Raw genomic sequence first — 19,392 nt, forward strand, 5'->3', positions numbered from 1 at the left:
GCACTCGAATCGAGGTAATTGAATCTGCAACTACTAAGGTAGGGGGAAGTCGTTGCGATGTCAACTAAAATCTGCGGAGGGTGGGTGAGCTGCGGTTACTGCTTCGGCCGGACCTGATGGCGGCTGACGATGGAGATCCGGTTGAACGCGTTCATCGTGACGGCGATCCAGCTCACCGTGGAGATCTCCTGCTCGGACAGGAACCGCCGCGCGAAGGCGTAGTCGGCGTCCTGGCGGTGCGCGTCCGGGAGCGTGGTGATCGACTCGGCCAGGGTGAGGGCCGCGACCTCGCGTTCGGAGAACAGTGTCGTCTCCCGCCAGGCAGGCAGAACTGCGAGACGCTGCTGGGATTCGCCCGCCGCGATCGCCGCGGCGACGTGCACGTCCAGGCAGTACGCGCAGCGGTTGATCTGGGAGACGCGGACGTTGATCAACTCGACGAACCGCCGGTCCATCCCGGCCTCGGTGGTCGCGTGACGGATGGCCTTGGCGACGCCGATCTGCGCCTGATAGACGGCCGGACTCTGTTTGTCGATGTGGACGTAGTCGTTCTCCGTGGACGTGCTGCTCATGACCGGCCTTTCGGTGGGTGGCTCAGGGGTTCTCCTGCAGGTGGGCGCGCATTTCGCCGAAGTCGTGCCCGAGGATGGCGACGTCCCGGGGGCAGAGCAGGTCGAACATGTCGCGGCGCACCTCCGCCACGTGTCCGGGGCTGGCGGCGGCGAGCTTCTCGGCGCCGGCGTCGGTCAGCTCGGCCAGCATTCCCCGCTTGTCGTCCTTGCACTCCAGCCGCCGCACCCAGCCTGCCTCGACCAGCCGGCTGATCGCCCGGGTCACGCCACTGCGCGTCGTGGTGACCGCGTCGGCGAGTTCCCGCATCCGCAGTTGCCGCTGCGGCGCCTCCGACAGCACGACGAGAAGTTCGAAGTCCGTGAACGAGATTCCGGAGTCGCGGGTGAGCTGCCGATCGAGCGCCTGCAGGAGTAGTCGGGTGGCGTCCAGGTAGGCGCGCCACGTGTTCTGTTCTTCGGCGCTGAGCCATCTGGTCGATTCCACGGGACCAGCATATCCCAAGTAGTTGACAGCGCAACTACTTGGTGTACGGTGGTGATAGTTGAAAGCGCAATCATCGGCGTTTCGCGGAGAGAGGTTCGGGCAATGAGCACCACAGACGAGCAGGAGCGCTCCCAGCGGTTCGCCGCGCAACGCGACAGGATCCGCGCCGAGCATATGAAGCCCGTCTCGTCGCGGCCCGCATCCTCGGCCCGCGGACTCCACCACACCGCGCTGATCAGCAGCGACGTCGAGCGCACCGTCCGGTTCTATCAGGATCTCCTCGAGTTCCCGCTGACCGAACTGATCGAGAATCGCGACTACCCCGGGTCTTCGCACTTCTTCTTCGACATCGGCAACGGCAACCTGCTCGCCTTCTTCGACTTCCCGGGCCTCGACGTCGGCCCGTATCAGGAAGTGCTCGGCGGACTCCACCACATCGCGATCAGCGTCGAACCCGGCCGCTGGAATCACCTGCGCACGAAACTGGTCGACGCCGGCGTCGAACTCGTCGAACACAGCGAGGTGTCGCTGTACTTCCGCGATCCCGACGGTGCCCGCCTCGAACTCATCGCCGATCCGCTCGGCGAAATGTACGGCTCACACGTTCTGTGAAAACCCTGCTCTGAGAACGCTGGAAAGGATTCACTCATGACTGCCGCCATCACCTCACCCCGCCTCGACGTCCGCCGCGCCGACGACCGCTTCAAGACGAACGTGGGCTGGCTCGATTCCAAGCATTCCTTCTCGTTCAGCAACCACTACGACCCGGCCAACACCCACCACGGTGTGCTCATGGTCAACAACGACGACATCGTCGTCCCCGGCCAGGGTTTCGACACCCACCCGCACCAGGACATGGAGATCGTCACCTGGGTTCTCCAGGGTTCACTGGTGCACCAGGATTCGATGGGCCACTCCGGCGTCATCTACCCCGGACTCGCCCAGCGCATGAGCGCGGGAACCGGAATCCTGCACTCGGAGAAGAACGACTCGTGGCGACTGCAGGGAGACGCCGACGAGCACCGCGATCCGGTCCACTTCATCCAGATGTGGGTCGTCCCCGACGAAGCCGGGATCACCCCCGGCTACGAGCAACTCGAAATCGACCACGAGTTGCTCGCCGGCGGGCTGGTTCCCGTCGCGTCCGGCATGCCGGGCCACGCCGACCACTCGGCGATCCGCATCAAGAACAAGTACGCCGCAATGCATGTCGCACGACTGCAGCCCGGCCAGGCGCCCATCACCCTGCCCGACTCCCCGTTCCTCCACGTCTTCGTCGCGCGCGGCGAAGCCTCGTTGGAGGGTGTCGGCCTCCTCGCCGAGGGCGACGCCGTCCGGATCGGCGGTGGCGGTGGGCAGCAGATGACCACCGACACCGGCGCCGAGATCATCGTGTGGGAAATGCACGCGAAGATCGCCGGATGACGCGAGCGGCGGGGCAGGTGCGGGTGTAGGTCCCGGACCGGAGGAGTTCCGTGGTATTTCCTAGTCGAAGTTCGCATTCGCTGCCTGCCGGCACGGTCAGGTTCACGGTGAACAGGTCGTCGGTGATCGTCCAGCGCACCGCGATGTTGCCGTACGGGCTGCAGTGCTCGGCGTGGGCGGCATTGATGTCCCCGCCGGGGCGCGGATCGACGACGAATCGGCGATAACCGACGGTGTCGGGGCCGGTGGTCTCGGCCGGGCGCAGGCCGGCGACGAGAAACGAGATGACCGCGCCCTTGGCGTAGTGATTCAGTGAGGCGGTGGCGCGGCCGTTCTCGTCGACTCCGTCCCATCGCTCCCAGATAGTGGTGGCGCCGCGGTCGATCATCTCCATCCAGGACGGATTGCCGGTGGACAGCAGTACCCGGTAGGCGGTGTCGAGGTGCCCGTTGCGTGCGAGCGCGGGCAGCAACATCCCGGTGGCCAGGAAACCGGTGCCGAGGTGATCGTCGTTGTCGGCGAGCAACTGTGCGAGTTCGTCGGCGAACCGGTGGCGGGCCTCGGCCGGAACGAGGTCGAACTCCAGGGCGCGGACATAGTTCGCCTGGGTCGGGTGGGTCAGAGTGCCGTCCGGCGCGATGAATTCGCGCTGCCAGGCGTGGACGGCCCCCGCGGCGATCGCGGCATAGCGGCACTCGTCCCGGTTGCGACCCAGCACGCCGGCGATCTGCGCGAGCAGTCCCGCCGACCGTGCGAGGTACGCGGTGGCGACCACACTGTGATCGCGAGCGGGATCGGGCGCGGGAATCTCGTCAGGTTCGAGCCACTCTCCCCAGTGAAAACCTGTGTCCCACAAATATTTTTCGTGGTCGTCCGGTGTGGGACGCGCACGCGCGCGGTCGGGATGGCGGCGGTCGCGCGCCGTGCCGGCGGCCAGCTCGACCCACCGCGTCATGGAATCGTATTGGCGTTCCAGGACTTCGACGTCGCCGTACAGGCGCCACAGCTGCCACGGGACGATGACGGCGGCGTCGCCCCAACCGGCCGAGCCGTTGGCGATGTCGGCGAAATGGTTACCCGACGGCTGGTTGCCTGCCGGGTTGGGCACGATGTTGGGTACCGTGCCGTCCGGCCACTGGTCGGCGGCGAGATCACGCAGCCATTTGTCGCTGAATCCCGCGACATCATTTGTGAAGGCCGCTGTTTCGACGTAGACCTGCCAGTCGCCGGTGAAGCCCGACCGCTCGCGCTGGGGACAATCGGTCGGGACGTCGCAGGCGTTGCCGCGGAAACTCCACACCGCGGCGGCGTGGAGTTTCTCGAGACGAGCGTTGTCGCACCCGAAACGCCCCACCTGTTCCAGGTCGGTGTGCACGACGGCGGCGGTGATCGAGTCGGGCCCCGGTTTCGTCTCGGTCCCGTCGATCTGGACGTACCGGAACCCGTGAGTGGTGTGGCGCGGCTCGAATGCCTCGCCGCGGCGCCCCGATGACACGACGTGGTCGACCTGACCGGCAGGCAAACTCTTGCCGGTCGCGAACTCGAAAGCGCGCAGGTGATCCGTGTCGACCCTCCCGTCGGCAGCGAGGGACTCACCGTGGGTGAGGGTCACGTGCGTGCCTGCCGGGCCGAGGTCGGCCGCAGCCACCCATCCGTTGATGTTCTGCCCGAAATCCACGACGTACGTTCCGGGTCGGGGCTCGGTGACGGCCACCGCCGCCAGTGTTTCGATCCGGCGCACCGGGGGTGCCACGCCGGTCGTCAACCGGGCACGATCGTCGTAGAGTCCACCGCGAGCGACCACCGCCGGGTGGTGTACCTCGTCGGCGGGCACCCGGCGCAGATCCACCCGCTGGCCGTCCATCAGGTCGGCGGCGTCGATCTCACTCGGTGCGCTGGTCCAGCCGTCGCCGGTGCCGAAGCGTTCCGACGTTCCGTCGGCATAACGGACGTGCAGTTCCGCGAGCGCGGCAAGCCGATCCCCGAAACCGTCACCGTGGCGCTCGAACCCGTGCCGGCCACGGAACCACCCGTCGCTCAGCAGGATTCCCAGGTCGTTGTGTCCTTGGCGCAGCAGGTCGGTGATGTCGAAATGCTGCACCTGCAGGTGCGCTCGGTAGGAGGTGAAGCCCGGGGTCAGCTCGTGATCACCGACCCGGACATCGTTGACGAAGAACTCGTAGGTGCCGTGAGCGGTCGCGAACAACGAGGCGTGTGTGATCTCCGCCTGCGGTCGCCAGGAGGCGCGCAGCCGGTATGCGGGACGGTGACCGAGCGGCGGAACGTCGGGCTCGTACGGTTCGATCCAGTCGGCCGTGAGGTCGCCGCCGTGCAGAAGGCCGGTGACCCACGGAGCGGGCTCGGACCAATCGCTCGGTCCGAGATCCGTCCAGCACCGCACCTGCCAGGTGCGTGCCTCGCCCGCGGTCGGCGCCGGATGCGTTGCCGTCCAGGGTCGCACGAGGACGTGGTCGCGTCCCTCGATGATCTCGGTGGTGAACAGGGTGCTCGACGTGCGGTCGGAGACGCCCGCGACCCGGACCTGGTATGCCTGCTGACCGGCGCTTCCGGTGGGCAGCCACCAGGACAGTCGCGGGTGGGTGGTGCCGCAGGGTTCGCCGGGCCGGAGATGTTCGAGGCGCAGGTGTGTCGGTGTCGTCATCGGATCGACCGCACGAAGAGAACGGCTGCGCCGGCGACGGCGGCGCAGGCCGCCAGGACGCAGAACAGAAGCGCATAGTTGTCGCCGGTGAGTGGAAGGAGCACGGCGCCGATGAGCGGGACGACGGCATAGGGGAGTGTGGCCGCCACCTGGTACACGCTCATCGCCTTGGCCGTCTGCCGGACGTCGGGGATGACCGCGGCGGCGATCGCGATGTCGACCGTGAGGTAGCACGCCTGACCGATCGTGAAGGCGACGAACGCCAGCAGGAACCCGCTGATGTGCGGGTTCACGGCCAGGTACACCAGCGCGCCGCCGGTGAGGAACGATGCGACCGCGACGAAGGCCTTGCGCCGGCCCAGTTTGTCGGAGAGGAATCCGGCGAGCAGGAACGACCCGATCGAGATGGGGGTGGTGACGGCGGTGGCGTGGGCATATTCGGCGGCCGCGTCCGTGATACTCAGTCCGGCCGCGTCGACCAGGAAGTAGGTCGCGTAGGTGGTGAGCCCGACCATCGCGAGCCCGAACAGAAACCGGCTGATCCAGTTGAGCGCGAAGTCCGCGTGCCGGATCGGGTTGATCCAGTAGCTTGCCGCGAACTCGCGAAAGCTGTAGGGCTGCAACGTGGCCGGGTCCACACCCGAGTCGGCGCCTCGAATGACCACGGCGACGACGGTCAGGCACACGACGGCGGTAATGCCGGGGATGATCATCATCGGCACCGGGTGGTCGGCGAGGCGGCTCCCGAGGGTGACGCCTGCGAGAACGGCGAACGCCGTGACGAAGCCGATCATCCCCGACAACCGGGCGCGCAGATGGTCGGGGACGAAGTCGGGGATGAGCGCGACGAACCCGGCCAGCGCCGCGGAGTAGCCCAGCTGCGCGAGTGCCCAGCCCGCGGCGATCGCCGCGACGTTCGTCGCCAGCGCGATCACGGTGAGGCCGGCCAACGCGACGAGAGCGCCGCCGATCAGCCACGGGGTGCGCCTGCCGAGCCGGCTGGTCGTGCGATCGGACAGGGAGCCGAACAGCGGTATCGAGGCGAGCGCGACGAGGGCGCCGATCAGCACCACCGTCGACAGTCCGAGTGTCTTGCCTTCGGCGTCCACGCCGAAGATGCGGATCGACAGCGTGATGATGGTCGGGGTCAGACTGCCGAAGTAGACCCCGAATGCGCCGACGACCAGGGCGGGGACGACGTAGCGGGGGCGCGGCGCGGTGACCGCGGAGGGGTGGCCGAGCTGTGCGGGGGACGGGTGTGTGGAGCGAACGGTAGCCATCGGCGTTCCGCCTTCCGTGAAGTGAAGATCCGCGCGGCGAGGTGGGGCGCAGCGGACGTCGCAGTGTGATGCACAGCACCGTACACGAAAACCGGGTGTATCCGGTTTTCAATCCGAGAATCGTGCTGTCGTATCGTGGCGACATGGGAAAACGGGCGCGTGGCAGCTACTCGGTGGGAATCGAGCGGCGCACGCGAATCGTGGAGGCGGCCGCGGGGCGATTCTCGGCGGAGGGGTACCACGCGACCACCATGGCCAGCATCGCCACCGACGCGGGAATCAGCGACAGTGGTCTGCTGCACCACTTTCCGTCGAAGAAGCACCTCCTTCTGGCCGTGGCGCAGTACCGCCTCGACACCTCGGCCGAGTGGTGGGACACCCTCCCCGCCGAGGTGTCGGGTCTGGCGACCCTGGATGCGATGGTCGACGCGGCGCGGCGACTCGTCGGACAGCCGGGTCTCATCGAACTGTTCGTGCTGGTGAGCGCGGAGGCGGCGGATCCGAGCAGTCCCGCCCACGCCGTCCTCGCGCAGCGCTACGACGGCGCCGTCGATGCCCTCGCGGCGCGCCTGCGTCAGGGGGTGCACCGAGACGGGCTGCCGGCATCGCTGGACTTCCCGGCGCTCGCGCGTGAATGCATTGCGGTGAGCGACGGCCTGCAGTTGCAGTGGGTGCTCAGCGACGGCGTCGTCGACATCGTCGAGGGTGTCCGCGGACATGCCGCGCGGCTGACCGCCGCGCTGACCGGCGCGACGGAGGAAGAATCCGGGTCTTCCGTTCAGGTTGTCGAAGCTGCTACTGTGCCCGACAGACAGTGACCTATGGAAGGGCCTTACAACCGCGCGAGCGGCGACCCAGGCCCGGGTCCTGCATCCGAAGGAGTTCAATCCCTTGGACACGGCTTCGACCGTCGTCCGCCGATCCACCGTCGAGTACGCCCCCGATCTGCTACTCGATCTCGTACGCCCCGCCGAGGCAGCGCATCCATTGCCTGCGATCGTGTGGGTGCACGGAGGTGGTTGGCGGCTTCAAGACCGCACTGCATGCCCAGATCTGGTGCAACACTTCGCAGGACACGGCTACGTCATGGTCAGCATCGACTACCGCCTCGCGCCCGGGACCTGCCACCCCGGCCAGCTCTTCGATGTCCGGCGGGCGGTGCGCTGGCTGCGCGCCAACGCCGCGGACCACGGCATCGACCCCGACCGGATCGGTGTGTGGGGATCGTCGGCCGGTGGGCACCTCGCCGCGCTGACCGGAGTGCACTCGGCCACAACACGATTGCCCGGGGAAGAACCCACGACCGTCGACAGCTCGGTGCAGGCCGTCGTCGACGGTTACGGGCCCGCCGACCTGCCCGGCCTCGTCGACCTCTCCGCGAAACGGACACCGGGGGAGGGCCATTCCCCGGAGGCGTCGTTGCTCGGTGGCGCGATCCGGGACCGACTGGACGCGGCGCGATCCGCGAGCCCCGCGCTGCACGTGGCGCCCGGAGCGCCGCCGTTTCTGGTCATGCACGGTGTCGCCGACAACCTGGTGCCGTTCACGCAGAGCGTCGCGTTGTACGACGCGCTCGTCGCTCACGGCAACGACGCCATTCTCTACCTGATCGAGGGATTCGGGCATGGGTTCTTCAACCCGGGGCACGTCCTCGAACTCGGCCCCGACCAGACCCTCGACCAAGGCCGTCTCGAACGAGATCCGCAGGCGCCGGCCTCGACCCGCGCGGTGAGCGACTTCGGTCGCGCACTGACCGAGAGGTACTCCTCCGCCTCATTCGCCGCGATCGAAGCCTTCTTCTCGCACACACTGAAACCAGGAACACGCACACCATGACTACTTTCGACATTCCCGTCCTCGACGAGGTCCACGCTGTCGCCCCGCAACTCGACACCCTTCCCGGCCGCTGCGTGCCCTACGCCATGGCCGCCGGTGAAGGTGAGCGCCACGAACTCGGCGGGCAACTGATCACCGTCATCGCCCGCCCTGAGGACACCGGCGGACAATTCGGCGCCGCATATGTGTATGGCGGCAAGGGAACCGAGACCCCGTTCCTCTCCCACGACCGCGAGCATCGCTTCCTGTACGTCACCGACGGACGGCTGCAGGTGTGGTTGCCGGGCGAATCGCACCTGCTCGTGCCGGGCGACTCGGTCACCGTCCCGGCCGGGACGCCGTACGCGTACCGCATGCTCGCGCACCGGACCCGGTTCCTGAGCTGGCTCACCGTCGGCGACGGGCACCGGTGGTCGCAGGCGACCGGCCACGCAACCCAGTCGCACGTCTTCGACTCCGCCGCGGCGCCGATGTCGGACGCGCGGCAATCCGAATTCGCGGATCGGTTCGGCATCCGGTTCCACGATCTCGAGAAGAAGGACCTGCCCGCGGTGACGGGCGCGGTGCTCCCGGCAGGGGAGTCGCCCTACGTGCTGCAGGCAGGCGAAGGCGACCGCTGGGCGAGCCTCGACCAGTTGAACACGTATCTCGCACGGCCCCGGAACACCGGCGGAACGTATTTCGCGATGCACACCATGGGCGGCAAGAGTGCGTACATTCCCCGTCACTTCCACCGCGAGCACACCGAGAACTTCTTCTGCATCGAGGGTCGAATTCTCCTGCACGCCAACGGTCGGGAGATCACGCTGACCAAGGGCGACTTCCTCCATGCGCCTGCCGGAACGATCCACAGTTTCGCGTTCGACAGCCACGACACGCAGATGCTCGGCCTGCTGACCACCGGCGTGTTCGAGAAGTTCTTCGAGTACATGAACGTCCCGACGGACGCGCACGTGCACACCGAGGGCGGCGACATGCAGTTCCCGGCCGACGGGTTCGCACGGGCGCGTGCGGAGCTGGACCTCGAGGTCGTCGGCCCGCCGCCCGCCCGAGGCGCCGGGCGGTGAGTCCCGCCCGGCGCGCACGCCGCCGGAGCGGCTGAGCTCTACACTCGAGCCATGGCGATCCAGAGCACCGTCACCCGGGCAGAGTCCCTGGTCGCCCATATCCAGGATCGGATCGCCGCGGGCGAACTCGCGCCCGGTGATCGGGTGGGCACCCGCAAGGAACTCCAGGAGGAGTCGGGGATGGCCCGCGGAACGGTCATAGAGGCCGTCCGGCTCCTGCAGGATCGGGGAGTCATCACCGTCCGGCCCGGGCCCGGCGGTGGCCTGTTCGTCGCCGAACCGTCGTCGGTGGTCCGGCTCGGCCGCACCCTGCTGACCGTCGAGGGCGACGCGGCGGGAGTCGCCGACGCCATCGCCGTCCGAGAAGAGTTGGAACCCCTCGTGACGGAACTGGCCGCCCGGCACCGGACCGCGGCCGACGTCGCCGACCTGCGGAGACTGATGACCGTCCTCGAGGACTCGGCCGGCGACCCCGAGGCGTTCATCCGCACCGTGTGGGATCTGCACCGCCGGATCGTGGCGATCGGCCCCAACCGGGTGTTGCGCGAAACCTATCTGAGCCTCGAAACCTACGTGGAGCAGCACGCGACGCGCGCGAGCCGCGAACGAAGCGCCACCAACAGCGAGTACTTCGCGCGACGGATCGACGTGCACCGCGCACTGGTCGATGCCATCGAGTCCGGCGACGCGGCGAGTGCCCGCGCGGCCGCGCAGGCGCACGCTCACTGAGCGATCACTTTTCGCCGCCCTTTCCCGAATGCAGTGCTTGACAGGGGGCAGTGGTCTGTGGCTACCATCACACATAACGGTTATAACCGTTTATGGACGAGTTGATCCTCCCCCACTGACCAGGAGTGTTCCGCATGAATTTCTCCACGTCCTCTCCCGGCGGCCGCGGCAGAGTGCTCGTGCCCGTCCTCTGCTGGGCTGCCCTCCTCAGCGACGGATACGACCTGTTCGTCTACGGCGCCACCCTGCCCGCCCTGATCGGGCACGCCCCGTGGTTCATCACCGCCGGCGCGGCAGGCACCGTGGGCAGCGCCGCCCTGGTCGGAGTCCTCATCGGTTCGCTGACGGCCGGGACGCTCACCGACATCCTCGGCCGTCGCCGCCTGTTCCTCGCGTGCCTGACGCTCTTCTCGACGGCAACCCTGGTCACCGCGATCGCCCCGACCTTCGAGATCTTCGCCGCAACCCGGTTGGTGGCCGGCCTGGGGATCGGCGGGTTGATGCCCACCGCCATCGCGATGGCGGCGGAGTTCGCGTCCCCGGCCTACCGGTCCCGGATCCTCGGCATGGTGCTCACCGGGCCGGCATTCGGCGGCGTCCTCGCATCGACCGCGTCCCTGCTGCTGCTCGAAGAGTTCGGCTTCCGCCCGGTCTACGCACTCGGTGCGGTTCCGCTGATCACGTTGCTGCCGTTGGCGTTCGCGTTTCTGCCGGAGTCGCGGGCGTTCGCCGTCGAACGATCCTCCGAGGGCCGGGCGTCGAAGTCGCCGGTCGCCAAACTCTTCGGTGACGGGATGGGGCGGGCCACGGTCGGCATCTGGTTCGTCGCGATCTGCAGCATGCTCACCATGTTCGGGGTGACCACCTGGCTGCCGCAGATCATGCGTAATGCCGGTTACCCGATCGGTTCGGCGGTGACGTTCCTGCTCGTCTACAGCGCCGGCGCCATCGTCGGAACGCTGCTCGCCTCCGTGCTGGCCGAACGGTTCGGTCCCAAGCCGCTGGTCCTGACCGGGTTTTCCACGGCCGCAGTCTCTCTCGCGCTGCTGGGCACGCACCCGCCGACCGCCGTCCTGATGCTGCTGGTGGCGCTGGCCGGATTCGGCGGCCTCGGCACCCAGAACATGCTCAACGATCACATCGCGACGTTCTACCCGGCCCGGTTCAGGGCAACCGGGCTCGGGTGGGCGCTCGGGATCGGACGGGCAGGCGCGATCGCGGGCCCCACGTACGGCGCGTTCTTCGTCGCCGGTGGCGGTGCCGTCATCGTCAGCTCACTGGCATTCGCCGTGCCCGCGCTGATCGGCGGTGTTGTGATGGCCACCCTCCCGAGACGCCCCCGCGCGACCTCCGCCGATGCGGACAACCGCGTCGAAGCGGCCACCCCGCGCAGCACCGAAATTTCCCGCTAGAACTCGCCACCGAAGGGTGGCGGACGAAAAGGATGAAATAGATGAAGATTGTCGGTTACCGCAAGAAGGATCAGGACGCCGTAACCGTGGGTGTCCTCCGAGACGGCTTCGTTCGACCGCTCGCCGCACTCGAGGAATTCTGGAGCGACGCGGCCGGCTGGGTGGCACGGGCGGAGCATCTCGAGGCGCCGGAGATCGACGTCACGCTCGTCAGCATGGTGCCGCCGGTGCCCGACTCCGCCCGCGTCATCTGTGTCGGCCTCAACTACAAGGCCCACGCCGCCGAGGGCGGCTTCACCCCGCCGACCCACCCGACGCTGTTCGGGCGGTGGACCCCGTCGCTCAGCGTCGATGGCGCCCCGACGCCGGTGCCGGCCAACGAGGCGGGCCTCGACTGGGAAGGTGAGGTGGCCGCGTTCATCGGCACCCGGCTCGAAAGCGTCGACGCGGCCACCGGCCAGGCCGGGGTGCTCGGCTACGCCTGCTTCAACGACCTCACCGCCCGCACGGCGCAGAAGCTGACGGCGCAATGGACGCTTGGCAAGAACGGGGACCGGTCCGGCCCCCTGGGCCCGCTGGTTCCCGTCGGTGAGGTCGGGGATCTGTCCGACGGTCTGCGGGTGCAGACCCGCGTCAACGGAACAGTCGTGCAGGACGGCAACACCCGGGACCTGATCTTTTCGGTCGGCGAGATCATCGCCCTCATCAGCGAGACGTTCACCCTGCACCCCGGCGACATCATCGCCACCGGCACCCCGGAGGGCGTCGGTTACGTGCGGAACCCACCGTGGCTGCTCGGGCCCGGCGATATCGTCGAGGTGGAGATCGACAAGATCGGCGTCCTGCGGACCCCGATCGTCGATGCCAGCGGAAGGAAGGGCGCATGACCGACAACGCGTCCGAGGTAGCGCGGACCCCGGTACTGATCGCCGGCGGCGGACCGTCCGGACTCGCGGCCGCGCTCGAACTGGCCCACCACGGGGTGGCAAGCCTGGTCGTCGAACCGAGGGTCGACGTCGACGCCGAACGCCCGCGCGCCAAGACCACCAACGCTCGCACCATGACGCACCTGCGGCGGTGGGGACTGGCCGACGAGGTGCGTGCCGCGTCGCCGCTCCCCGTCGAGTGGGCGCAGGACATCGTGTTCTGCTCGACGCTCCTGGGCCACGAGATCACCCGGTTCGAGAACGGTTTCCAGCTCGATGTTGCCACTCCGACGCTGGCGCCCGAGCGCGGCCAGCAGGCACCGCAACCCGTCGTGGAAACTGTGCTGCGGGCAGCGGTGCAGCGCAGCGAACTCGCCACCCTGCAACTCGGCGCCCGCGTCACGTCGCTCGAGGAACTTGCCGACGGCACCGTCCGTGCGACGGTCGAAGGGCCGGGACCGACCCGAACGGTCGTGGCGGACTACGTCCTCGGGTGCGACGGCGGCGCGAGCGTCGTGCGCGAGTCCATCGGCGCCCGGTTCGAGGGCACGTCCGGTGAGCGCCCCAATCTCAGCATCCTGTTCCGTGCGCCGGGCCTGGCGGAATGGGTGCCGTTCGACGGTGCCGTCCACCACTGGGTGATGGCGCCCGGGGCGGCGGGCATCGTGGGCCGGCTCGACCTGTCGGACACCTGGTGGGCGATCGTGCAGGGCGTCGACGTCCGGGACGAGGAGGTCGACGCCACCGCGCTCGTGCACAGCCTGATCGGTGAGCCGGTCCCGGTCGAGATCATCGCCACCGACCCGTGGGTGGCACGAATGTTGCTGTCTGACAGTTACCGCAAGGGCAGGGTGTTTCTCGTCGGCGACGCCGCGCATCTCAATCCGCCGTGGGGCGGGCACGGGTATAACACGTGCATCGGTGACGCCGTCAACATCGCCTGGAAGATCGCGGCGACGCTGCGCGGCTGGGCCGGGCCGCAGCTGCTCGACAGTTACGAAGCCGAACGCCGGCCCGTCGCCGCCCGCACCATCGCCGAAGCCGGAGCGCAGGAAAAGGCTTTGGCACACCACTTCTCCACCGTCGAGATCGGTCAGGAAGGCCCCGTAGCGGAGGAGGCACGCCGTCGCACCGCAGAGGCGCTGGCCGTGAAGAAGAGCGAATTCCACTCGCTCGGACTCGTTCTCGGCTACGCCTACACCGACTCACCGGTCATCATTCCCGACGGGTCGACGCCGCCGGCGGAAGATCCCGTGGAGTACGTGCCCACCGCGTGCCCCGGAGCGCTACTGCCGCACGCGTGGTTGGGCGACGGTCGTTCGCTCTACGACGTTCTCGGCCCGGAGTACACCCTCGTCGTGCTGGACGCCGCGGGATCCTCGCGGCACACCGCAGAACTCGACGCGCTGACGGCGAAGGCCGCGGAACTGGGCGTCCCGCTGGCGGTGCTACGGCTGTCCGACACCGGGGGAACTCTGGGCGCCGTCCTCGGCGGCCCCTTCGTCCTCGTCCGACCCGACCAGCACGTGGCGTGGCGGGGCGGCGACCTCGCGAACGCCGAGAAGGCGATCGACATCGCCGCGGGATGGTGACGAAACCTCCCCTCGCCGAACGCTGCTCCACCTCCACTCTCGAGAAGGAAGATTCACGTGTCTGCTCTCCATGAGGCGCCCCAGACGGCGACCAAGCTGCTCGTGACCGCCATGGGTTTGATCGATACGTTCGACCCCCGGCAACGGGCGACCGCGATCATCGACGACTTCGACGACCCGCGACGGCTGAACTGGGACATCATCCCCAAGCCGGACCGCACCGGCATCCCGCTCCACCAGCTGGACCGTCACCAGAAGGTGCTGGTGTGGGATCTGATCCGGTTGGCCGTGCCGCTGCGCACCTTCACGAAGGTGCTGTCGATTCCGCAACTCGAGCACGTGCTCCGGGACTACGAGCAGGATTTCCTCGGACCGGCACTGCAGACATGGCGCACGTCGGATTCGTACTTCCTGACGTTCTTCGGCCGGCCGGGTTTCGAGGACACCTGGACGATGCGCTTCCTCGGTCACCACGTGTGCCTCAACCTGACGATCGTCGACGAGCGGTGGATCTCCGCCACCCCGGTCGCGCTGGGCGCGCAGCCCACCGAGTACGACGGTGTGCTGAAACCGCTGGCCGACGACGAGGGCCTGGCCTTCGACCTGCTGGCTTCGCTGGACGACGAGCAGCGCGGCCACGCCGTCATCCACGACGTCGCGCCGGCCGACTTCGTGACCCGGCAGGTGCCGCGGATCGGGGCCTACGAGTACCCGGACCATTACGACCTCGGCATGCCCGGCTACACCATCACCGACGCGGACCGGGTCGCCCTGAAGTTCGTCCGCGACCGGCCGTCGGGCATCAGCGGCGCGAAATTGTCCGGTGACCAACAGCAAGCGCTGCTGGGGCTCGTGGACTGCTACCTCGAGCGACTGCCGGAGGAGGCCGGCGAACGCCACCGGCAGGCCCTGCGAGATGGGGGTATCGACCGGGTGTTCTTCGCGTGGGCCGGTGCGCAGAAGCGCGGCGCACCGCACTACTTCCGCGTCCACACAGACCGGTACCTCATCGAAGCGGTCAACGCCGTCGGCGGTGGAAATCACCTGCACACCGTGCTGCGGGACTTCGACAACGACTTCGGCCACGACCTGCTCGCACTCCACGCCGGGACCGACTCGAAGTGGGGCGGCGGGCATCTGAGCAGCCGGACGGTCTCCAGCGAACAGTCCGATCCGCACCTCGAACCCTGAGTGCCGCTCGGCCCCGCACAGCGCTGAGCGGGGCCCACTCCGGACTGCACGCCTCTGACCTCGGAGTGTGAGACTCGTCAAGTTTGCCCATTTCGGTTTCCTTGTTGCCTTATCAGTGGCGACACTGGTGAAGCAGGCAATTTACGTGAACGAAACAATGAGGTGAATCGTGTTGGGGCGCTCGAAGGCAACCGTGGTGTACTCGGTGTCGGGTCGACCGTCCAACCCGTTCGCACGACCGGTCGATCGCTACGCGGCCACCCTGAGATCCGTCATCGCTGCACTCGCCGGTATCGCGATCGTGCTCGCCGCCGTGATGGGCACCTGGCAATGGAACCAGGAGAGTGCGCGGGCCGCGCAGCAGCGGGCCACCACCACCCTCGTCAAGGCCGTCACCAGCACCGACGCCCCCATCACCATGTCGCCCCGCGGCTCGGTCCGGACCACTCCGATGGTCGAGGCGACGTGGTCCTGGACCGCCGAGTCGCGCACTCAGAGCATCGAGGTCCCCTCGGGGACGCCTGCGGGCACCGAGAAGACCATCGCCGTCGACGCGGACGGCAACTGGGCAGGCCCGAGGGTCACCACCTCCGACGTCGTCAGCAGCGCTGTCGCGGCCGTGCTCCTCACCCTCGCGGCCAGTGCGCTGCTCCTCGGCATGGTGTGGGCGATGTGCGCCCGCGCCGTCGAACGCCGCCGCCAGCAGTACTGGGACGAGAGCATCCGCAGGCTGTTCGCCACCTACAGTCGCTGATCCTTCCCTCGACGGTCACCTCCTGATTGCGCCGTCCCCACGACGGTTTCGGTGCGCTCGCTCCGGGCTATTCAGGTGATGCCGAGGAAAGGTGGAGCCATGTCCGACAGGGATGCTTCCATATTCGAGAGCGAGCGGGAGCTCGACGAGGATTCCGTCCGGAACGCTCAGCGAACCGTTGCCCACCACTCGATCGACGCCGACGATTGCCGGATGCTGCTCGCTGCGCTCGGCATCCCCCTCGTCCGCGAGACCGACAAACAGACGCTCTCCGGCACGGCCGGCGCCGAAGCACTGTGACCTGCTCACAGTGACATCGTTGTGACTGCTCACAGTGACTCCGTTGTGACCTGCTCACAGTGACTTCACAGCGAATCTCCAGGGTGCCCGCACCGGGGCCGTTTGTATGGGACCCAACCCCGAAACAGCCCTTGGAGGTCCCCATGACCAACAGCCCGCGTCACCACCACGCCGAAGAAGTGCACGAGCACGATCGCGGTCTCAGCCATGACCTGAAGTCGATGTTGTCGCGTCGCAGCGCCCTGTTCGTGTTCGGCGCCGCGGGAGCGACCGCGCTCGCCGCCTGCTCGACGGCAGGCGGCGAGCAGGCGGCGAGCTCGTCCTCGACGACCGACGCTGCAGCGACCACGGCGGACACGGCGAGCGACGGCACGTGCGTGGCGGCGGCGCCGCAGGAAACGGCCGGACCGTATCCCGGTGACGGATCCAACGGCCCGAACGTCCTGGTCGAGTCGGGGATCGTGCGCCAGGACATCCGCAGCAGCTTCGGTGCGTACTCCGGGACGGCGGAGGGTGTCGCGACGACCATCGAACTCGACCTGCAGGACCTGACGAAGGACTGTGCGGCGGGCGCCGGAATGGCCGTCTACCTGTGGCACTGCGACCGGGACGGCGAGTACTCGCTCTACGGCAAGGGCATCACCGAGCAGAACTACCTGCGCGGCGTCCAGGTGGCGGATTCGGCGGGCAAGGTGTCGTTCACGTCGATCTTCCCGGCCTGCTATTCCGGGCGCTGGCCGCACATCCACTTCGAGGTGTTCGACACGCTCGAATCGGCGGTGGCCGGGGAGGACACCCGTCTGACGTCGCAGATCGCGGTGCCGGAGGACGCGTGCGCCACGGTCTTCGCGTACGACACCGGCTACGCGAACAGCGTCTCCAACCTGTCGAAGGTCTCCCTCGACTCGGACAACGTGTTCGGCGACGGCTGGGACGCCGAACTGGCCACCGTGACCGGCGAGCCCGCCACCGGCATGACCATCTCGATCACGATCGGCGTCGCCGAGAAGTCGGCGAACACGCAGTCCGCGCCGGCCGGTCCGGGTGGGGGCGGCGGACAACCGCCGGCAGGGGCGCCCAGCCGGTAGTGCCGGCCCGTCAGCTGACGTGCCACCCCGGAGGTCTGTCGAGTTCGTTCCATTCGCGGGTCAACCGGGCCTGCTGGCGGCGGGACGCAACCCAGTGGACGATCAGGAACAGGAGGCAGTAGCCGCCGGTCGACGCCACCCAGATCCCGCACGCGACGCTCACCGCCGTGGCGGCGTTCTGCGAACCGGTCTCCGGTGCGGCGACGAGGTCGCCGTTCGGGCCGAGCCAGACGGTGACGGTCTGACCGGCCTTCGCACCCGCTGCGGTGGGAACGTCGGCGGTGTGCGTCTGCCCGTTCACCGACCACTGCACCCGCGCGTGGGCTTGGTACTGCGGTGCCGCGGACAGGGCCTCGCCGGCGCTCCCGCTGCGGGAATCCTCCACGAGCGTCGCGGGGGTCGAGTGCTGGGTGGCGAGTGCGGCCTGGGTCTGATTGTCCAGCCGCGAGTACGTCTCGGTTCCGACGGCCGCGGCCAGTGGAATCATCAGGAGCACGAAGACCACCCCGACGAGGACCAGCGCGGATCGCAGTCGGTCGCAACCCCGCATGAGTGGGTTGCGGCTCCACGGACCCAGACGCCACAGGCGTATCGGCGCTGCACACGTTTCGCTCATCGCGCACCTCCGGGTGGTTGCCCACCACCATTGTGCAACCGAAACGCCTGCGCGTGTAGGGCCTTCTGTCAGGTCTTCCTGCCTGGCCTCGATTCGCGCCCGCCCGCCGAGTCAGACCTTTTGCACGAGGTCCGGCCACGGAGGACGGCGGAGCATGGCGAGGGTGGCGATCACGGCGGCCGCCAGTCCGATGAATTCGCCGAAGAGCGCTACCCGATTGCCGTCGACGGCGGGCTCCCACGACACGGTGCCGCCGTGGACGACGAAGACGCCGACCGGCGCGGGGCCCAGGATGCCGCGATATCTGGTCACGGTGAGGATGGTGGCTCCGTCGGTCGTCTCGTAGGGCTCGCCGTAGATCCGCGCGGCGGCGTTCGCCTCCGACTGGTTCACCACGTCCCGAAGTTTCACCGCGACTCCTCTCGCCGTCCGATCGAAGACCGATCTCATGATGGCACTCGGGCCCGCCCCCTACGGGGCATTCCCGGATCGCGAGTCAGGCACCGACGCCGGCGAAGGCCTCGGTCAACGCCTCGATGCCCGCGCGGACCGTGGGCCGGTCGTTGTCGGCGCGGCGGAGTGCGTAGATCTCCCGCTCGAGAGTGGGACGCACGGGGACGATCGCGACGTTGTCCGGCACCCAGACGCGGGCCAGGCGCGGCACGAGGGCGGCGGCGAGTCCGTGTGCGACGAATTCGAGTTGCGCCGCGAATTCGGGTGCTTCGTATCGGATGTCCGGTTCGATGCCGCGGTTGCGCAGCGTCTGCACCAGCCAAGTGTGGAACACCGCCCCCTTCTTCCACGTCGTCCACGGCATGTCCGCGATCTCGTCGAGGTCGACGTGGTCGCGGGATGCGAGGGGATGGTCCCGGGACAGTGCGACGTCGGCCGAGTCCCGGTGCACCAGGGTGTGCACGGCGTCCTCGGGGAGGTGCAGGGGCATCGTGACCCAGCTGTCGACGACGGCGAGGTCGAGTTCGCGACGCACGATCGCCGGTATGAGTTCCTCGGTCTCGCCGGCGGAGAAGCTGACCGCGAGTTGCGGGTGCCGGCTGCGCAGCGTGGCCACCGCGGTCGGCACGACGACCCTGCCTGCGGAGGAGAACGATCCGATGCGCAGTTCGCCCACCACGTCGCGATCGAGGGAGACGACCTCGGATTCGGCCTGCGCCAGCAGTGATATCGCTTCCTGCCCCCGGCGGGCCAGGAGCCTGCCGGCGTCGGTGAGCTGAACGCCGCGGCCCGCGGGCACCAGGAGTGTGACGCCGACCTCGCGTTCGAACTTGCCGAGTTGCTGCGACACCCCGGACGGTGTGACGTGCAGGGCACGCGCTGCGGCACCGATCGAACCGTGTTCGGCGACGGCGCACAGCGCGCGGAGGCGCTCCAAACTCAACATGTTAGTGATGCTACTGCTTTCATGAAACGACTATTCACTTGTTGTAATGGTTGGAGGCT

The 19,392-nt window shown here is 68.2% G+C and carries 20 protein-coding genes; 13 read left to right on the forward strand and 7 right to left on the reverse strand.

Annotation, left to right across the window (positions count from 1 at the left end):
- Positions 1 to 95: 95 nt before the first annotated feature.
- Both JWS14_RS21320 and JWS14_RS21325 read right to left on the reverse strand, forming a co-directional pair.
- Positions 96 to 572, reverse strand: a complete 477-nt coding sequence (locus JWS14_RS21320) for a carboxymuconolactone decarboxylase family protein (protein ID WP_072949571.1) — start codon at positions 570 to 572, stop codon at positions 96 to 98.
- A gap of 22 nt (positions 573 to 594) precedes the next feature.
- A complete protein-coding gene (locus tag JWS14_RS21325; protein ID WP_072949569.1) occupies positions 595 to 1,056 on the reverse strand; it encodes a MarR family winged helix-turn-helix transcriptional regulator in 462 nt (153 codons plus the stop codon).
- A gap of 102 nt (positions 1,057 to 1,158) precedes the next feature.
- Here JWS14_RS21325 and JWS14_RS21330 point away from each other — a divergent pair, with 102 nt between their 5' ends.
- Both JWS14_RS21330 and JWS14_RS21335 read left to right on the forward strand, forming a co-directional pair.
- Positions 1,159 to 1,668 (forward strand): VOC family protein, encoded by a 510-nt coding sequence (locus JWS14_RS21330; protein ID WP_206014296.1) that lies wholly within the window; start codon positions 1,159 to 1,161, stop codon positions 1,666 to 1,668.
- Between the two features lie 36 nt (positions 1,669 to 1,704).
- Positions 1,705 to 2,481 carry a pirin family protein gene (locus JWS14_RS21335; protein ID WP_206014297.1) on the forward strand — a complete coding sequence of 259 codons (777 nt, stop codon included), beginning with the start codon at positions 1,705 to 1,707 and terminating at the stop codon, positions 2,479 to 2,481.
- Here JWS14_RS21335 and JWS14_RS21340 read toward each other — a convergent pair.
- Both JWS14_RS21340 and JWS14_RS21345 read right to left on the reverse strand, forming a co-directional pair.
- Positions 2,444 to 5,143, reverse strand: a complete 2,700-nt coding sequence (locus tag JWS14_RS21340; protein WP_206014298.1) for an alpha-L-rhamnosidase — start codon at positions 5,141 to 5,143, stop codon at positions 2,444 to 2,446. The genes JWS14_RS21335 and JWS14_RS21340 overlap by 38 nt on opposite strands.
- A complete protein-coding gene (locus tag JWS14_RS21345; RefSeq protein ID WP_206014299.1) occupies positions 5,140 to 6,423 on the reverse strand; it encodes an MFS transporter in 1,284 nt (427 codons plus the stop codon). The genes JWS14_RS21340 and JWS14_RS21345 overlap by 4 nt, the downstream gene beginning before the upstream one ends.
- Before the next feature lie 143 nt (positions 6,424 to 6,566).
- Here JWS14_RS21345 and JWS14_RS21350 point away from each other — a divergent pair, with 143 nt between their 5' ends.
- From JWS14_RS21350 to JWS14_RS21400, 11 genes are all read left to right on the forward strand, one after another.
- Positions 6,567 to 7,241: a TetR/AcrR family transcriptional regulator gene (locus tag JWS14_RS21350; RefSeq protein WP_241031429.1), complete on the forward strand. Its 675-nt coding sequence runs from the start codon at positions 6,567 to 6,569 to the stop codon at positions 7,239 to 7,241.
- 73 nt (positions 7,242 to 7,314) lie between these two features.
- Positions 7,315 to 8,259, forward strand: a complete 945-nt coding sequence (locus tag JWS14_RS21355) for an alpha/beta hydrolase (protein ID WP_095865642.1) — start codon at positions 7,315 to 7,317, stop codon at positions 8,257 to 8,259.
- Positions 8,256 to 9,326 carry a quercetin 2,3-dioxygenase gene (locus tag JWS14_RS21360; protein ID WP_206014300.1) on the forward strand — a complete coding sequence of 357 codons (1,071 nt, stop codon included), beginning with the start codon at positions 8,256 to 8,258 and terminating at the stop codon, positions 9,324 to 9,326. The genes JWS14_RS21355 and JWS14_RS21360 overlap by 4 nt, the downstream gene beginning before the upstream one ends.
- 51 nt (positions 9,327 to 9,377) lie before the next feature.
- Complete coding sequence (locus tag JWS14_RS21365; protein ID WP_072949549.1) at positions 9,378 to 10,055, forward strand: FadR/GntR family transcriptional regulator; 678 nt, start codon at positions 9,378 to 9,380, stop codon at positions 10,053 to 10,055.
- A gap of 134 nt (positions 10,056 to 10,189) precedes the next feature.
- The gene (locus JWS14_RS21370; protein WP_206014301.1) at positions 10,190 to 11,467 is read left to right on the forward strand and encodes an MFS transporter; all 1,278 of its coding nucleotides are present in this window, start codon (positions 10,190 to 10,192) and stop codon (positions 11,465 to 11,467) included.
- Between the two features lie 41 nt (positions 11,468 to 11,508).
- Positions 11,509 to 12,354: a fumarylacetoacetate hydrolase family protein gene (locus tag JWS14_RS21375; protein ID WP_206014302.1), complete on the forward strand. Its 846-nt coding sequence runs from the start codon at positions 11,509 to 11,511 to the stop codon at positions 12,352 to 12,354.
- Positions 12,351 to 13,985 carry an FAD-dependent oxidoreductase gene (locus JWS14_RS21380; RefSeq protein WP_206014303.1) on the forward strand — a complete coding sequence of 545 codons (1,635 nt, stop codon included), beginning with the start codon at positions 12,351 to 12,353 and terminating at the stop codon, positions 13,983 to 13,985. Before JWS14_RS21375 ends, JWS14_RS21380 begins: the two co-directional genes overlap by 4 nt.
- A gap of 57 nt (positions 13,986 to 14,042) precedes the next feature.
- Positions 14,043 to 15,176, forward strand: a complete 1,134-nt coding sequence (locus tag JWS14_RS21385) for a DUF3500 domain-containing protein (protein ID WP_072949542.1) — start codon at positions 14,043 to 14,045, stop codon at positions 15,174 to 15,176.
- A gap of 169 nt (positions 15,177 to 15,345) precedes the next feature.
- The gene (locus tag JWS14_RS21390) at positions 15,346 to 15,930 is read left to right on the forward strand and encodes an Rv1733c family protein (RefSeq protein ID WP_072949540.1); all 585 of its coding nucleotides are present in this window, start codon (positions 15,346 to 15,348) and stop codon (positions 15,928 to 15,930) included.
- Positions 15,931 to 16,029: 99 nt separating this feature from the next.
- Positions 16,030 to 16,230: a hypothetical protein gene (locus JWS14_RS21395; protein ID WP_072949538.1), complete on the forward strand. Its 201-nt coding sequence runs from the start codon at positions 16,030 to 16,032 to the stop codon at positions 16,228 to 16,230.
- A 143-nt stretch (positions 16,231 to 16,373) separates the two neighbouring features.
- Positions 16,374 to 17,318 carry a dioxygenase family protein gene (locus JWS14_RS21400; protein ID WP_206014304.1) on the forward strand — a complete coding sequence of 315 codons (945 nt, stop codon included), beginning with the start codon at positions 16,374 to 16,376 and terminating at the stop codon, positions 17,316 to 17,318.
- Between the two features lie 10 nt (positions 17,319 to 17,328).
- On the opposite strand, the gene JWS14_RS21405 is transcribed toward JWS14_RS21400, so the two are convergent.
- The 3 genes from JWS14_RS21405 to JWS14_RS21415 form a co-directional block, all read right to left on the reverse strand.
- Positions 17,329 to 17,934: an Rv1733c family protein gene (locus tag JWS14_RS21405; protein WP_179377888.1), complete on the reverse strand. Its 606-nt coding sequence runs from the start codon at positions 17,932 to 17,934 to the stop codon at positions 17,329 to 17,331.
- A gap of 111 nt (positions 17,935 to 18,045) precedes the next feature.
- A complete protein-coding gene (locus JWS14_RS21410; protein WP_206014305.1) occupies positions 18,046 to 18,345 on the reverse strand; it encodes a hypothetical protein in 300 nt (99 codons plus the stop codon).
- Positions 18,346 to 18,430: 85 nt separating this feature from the next.
- Positions 18,431 to 19,333, reverse strand: coding sequence for a LysR family transcriptional regulator (locus JWS14_RS21415; RefSeq protein ID WP_072949528.1), 903 nt, complete (start codon positions 19,331 to 19,333; stop codon positions 18,431 to 18,433).
- Positions 19,334 to 19,392 lie beyond the last annotated feature (59 nt).

This window comes from Rhodococcus koreensis (assembly GCF_017068375.1).
Lineage (GTDB): Bacteria > Actinomycetota > Actinomycetes > Mycobacteriales > Mycobacteriaceae > Rhodococcus_F > Rhodococcus_F koreensis.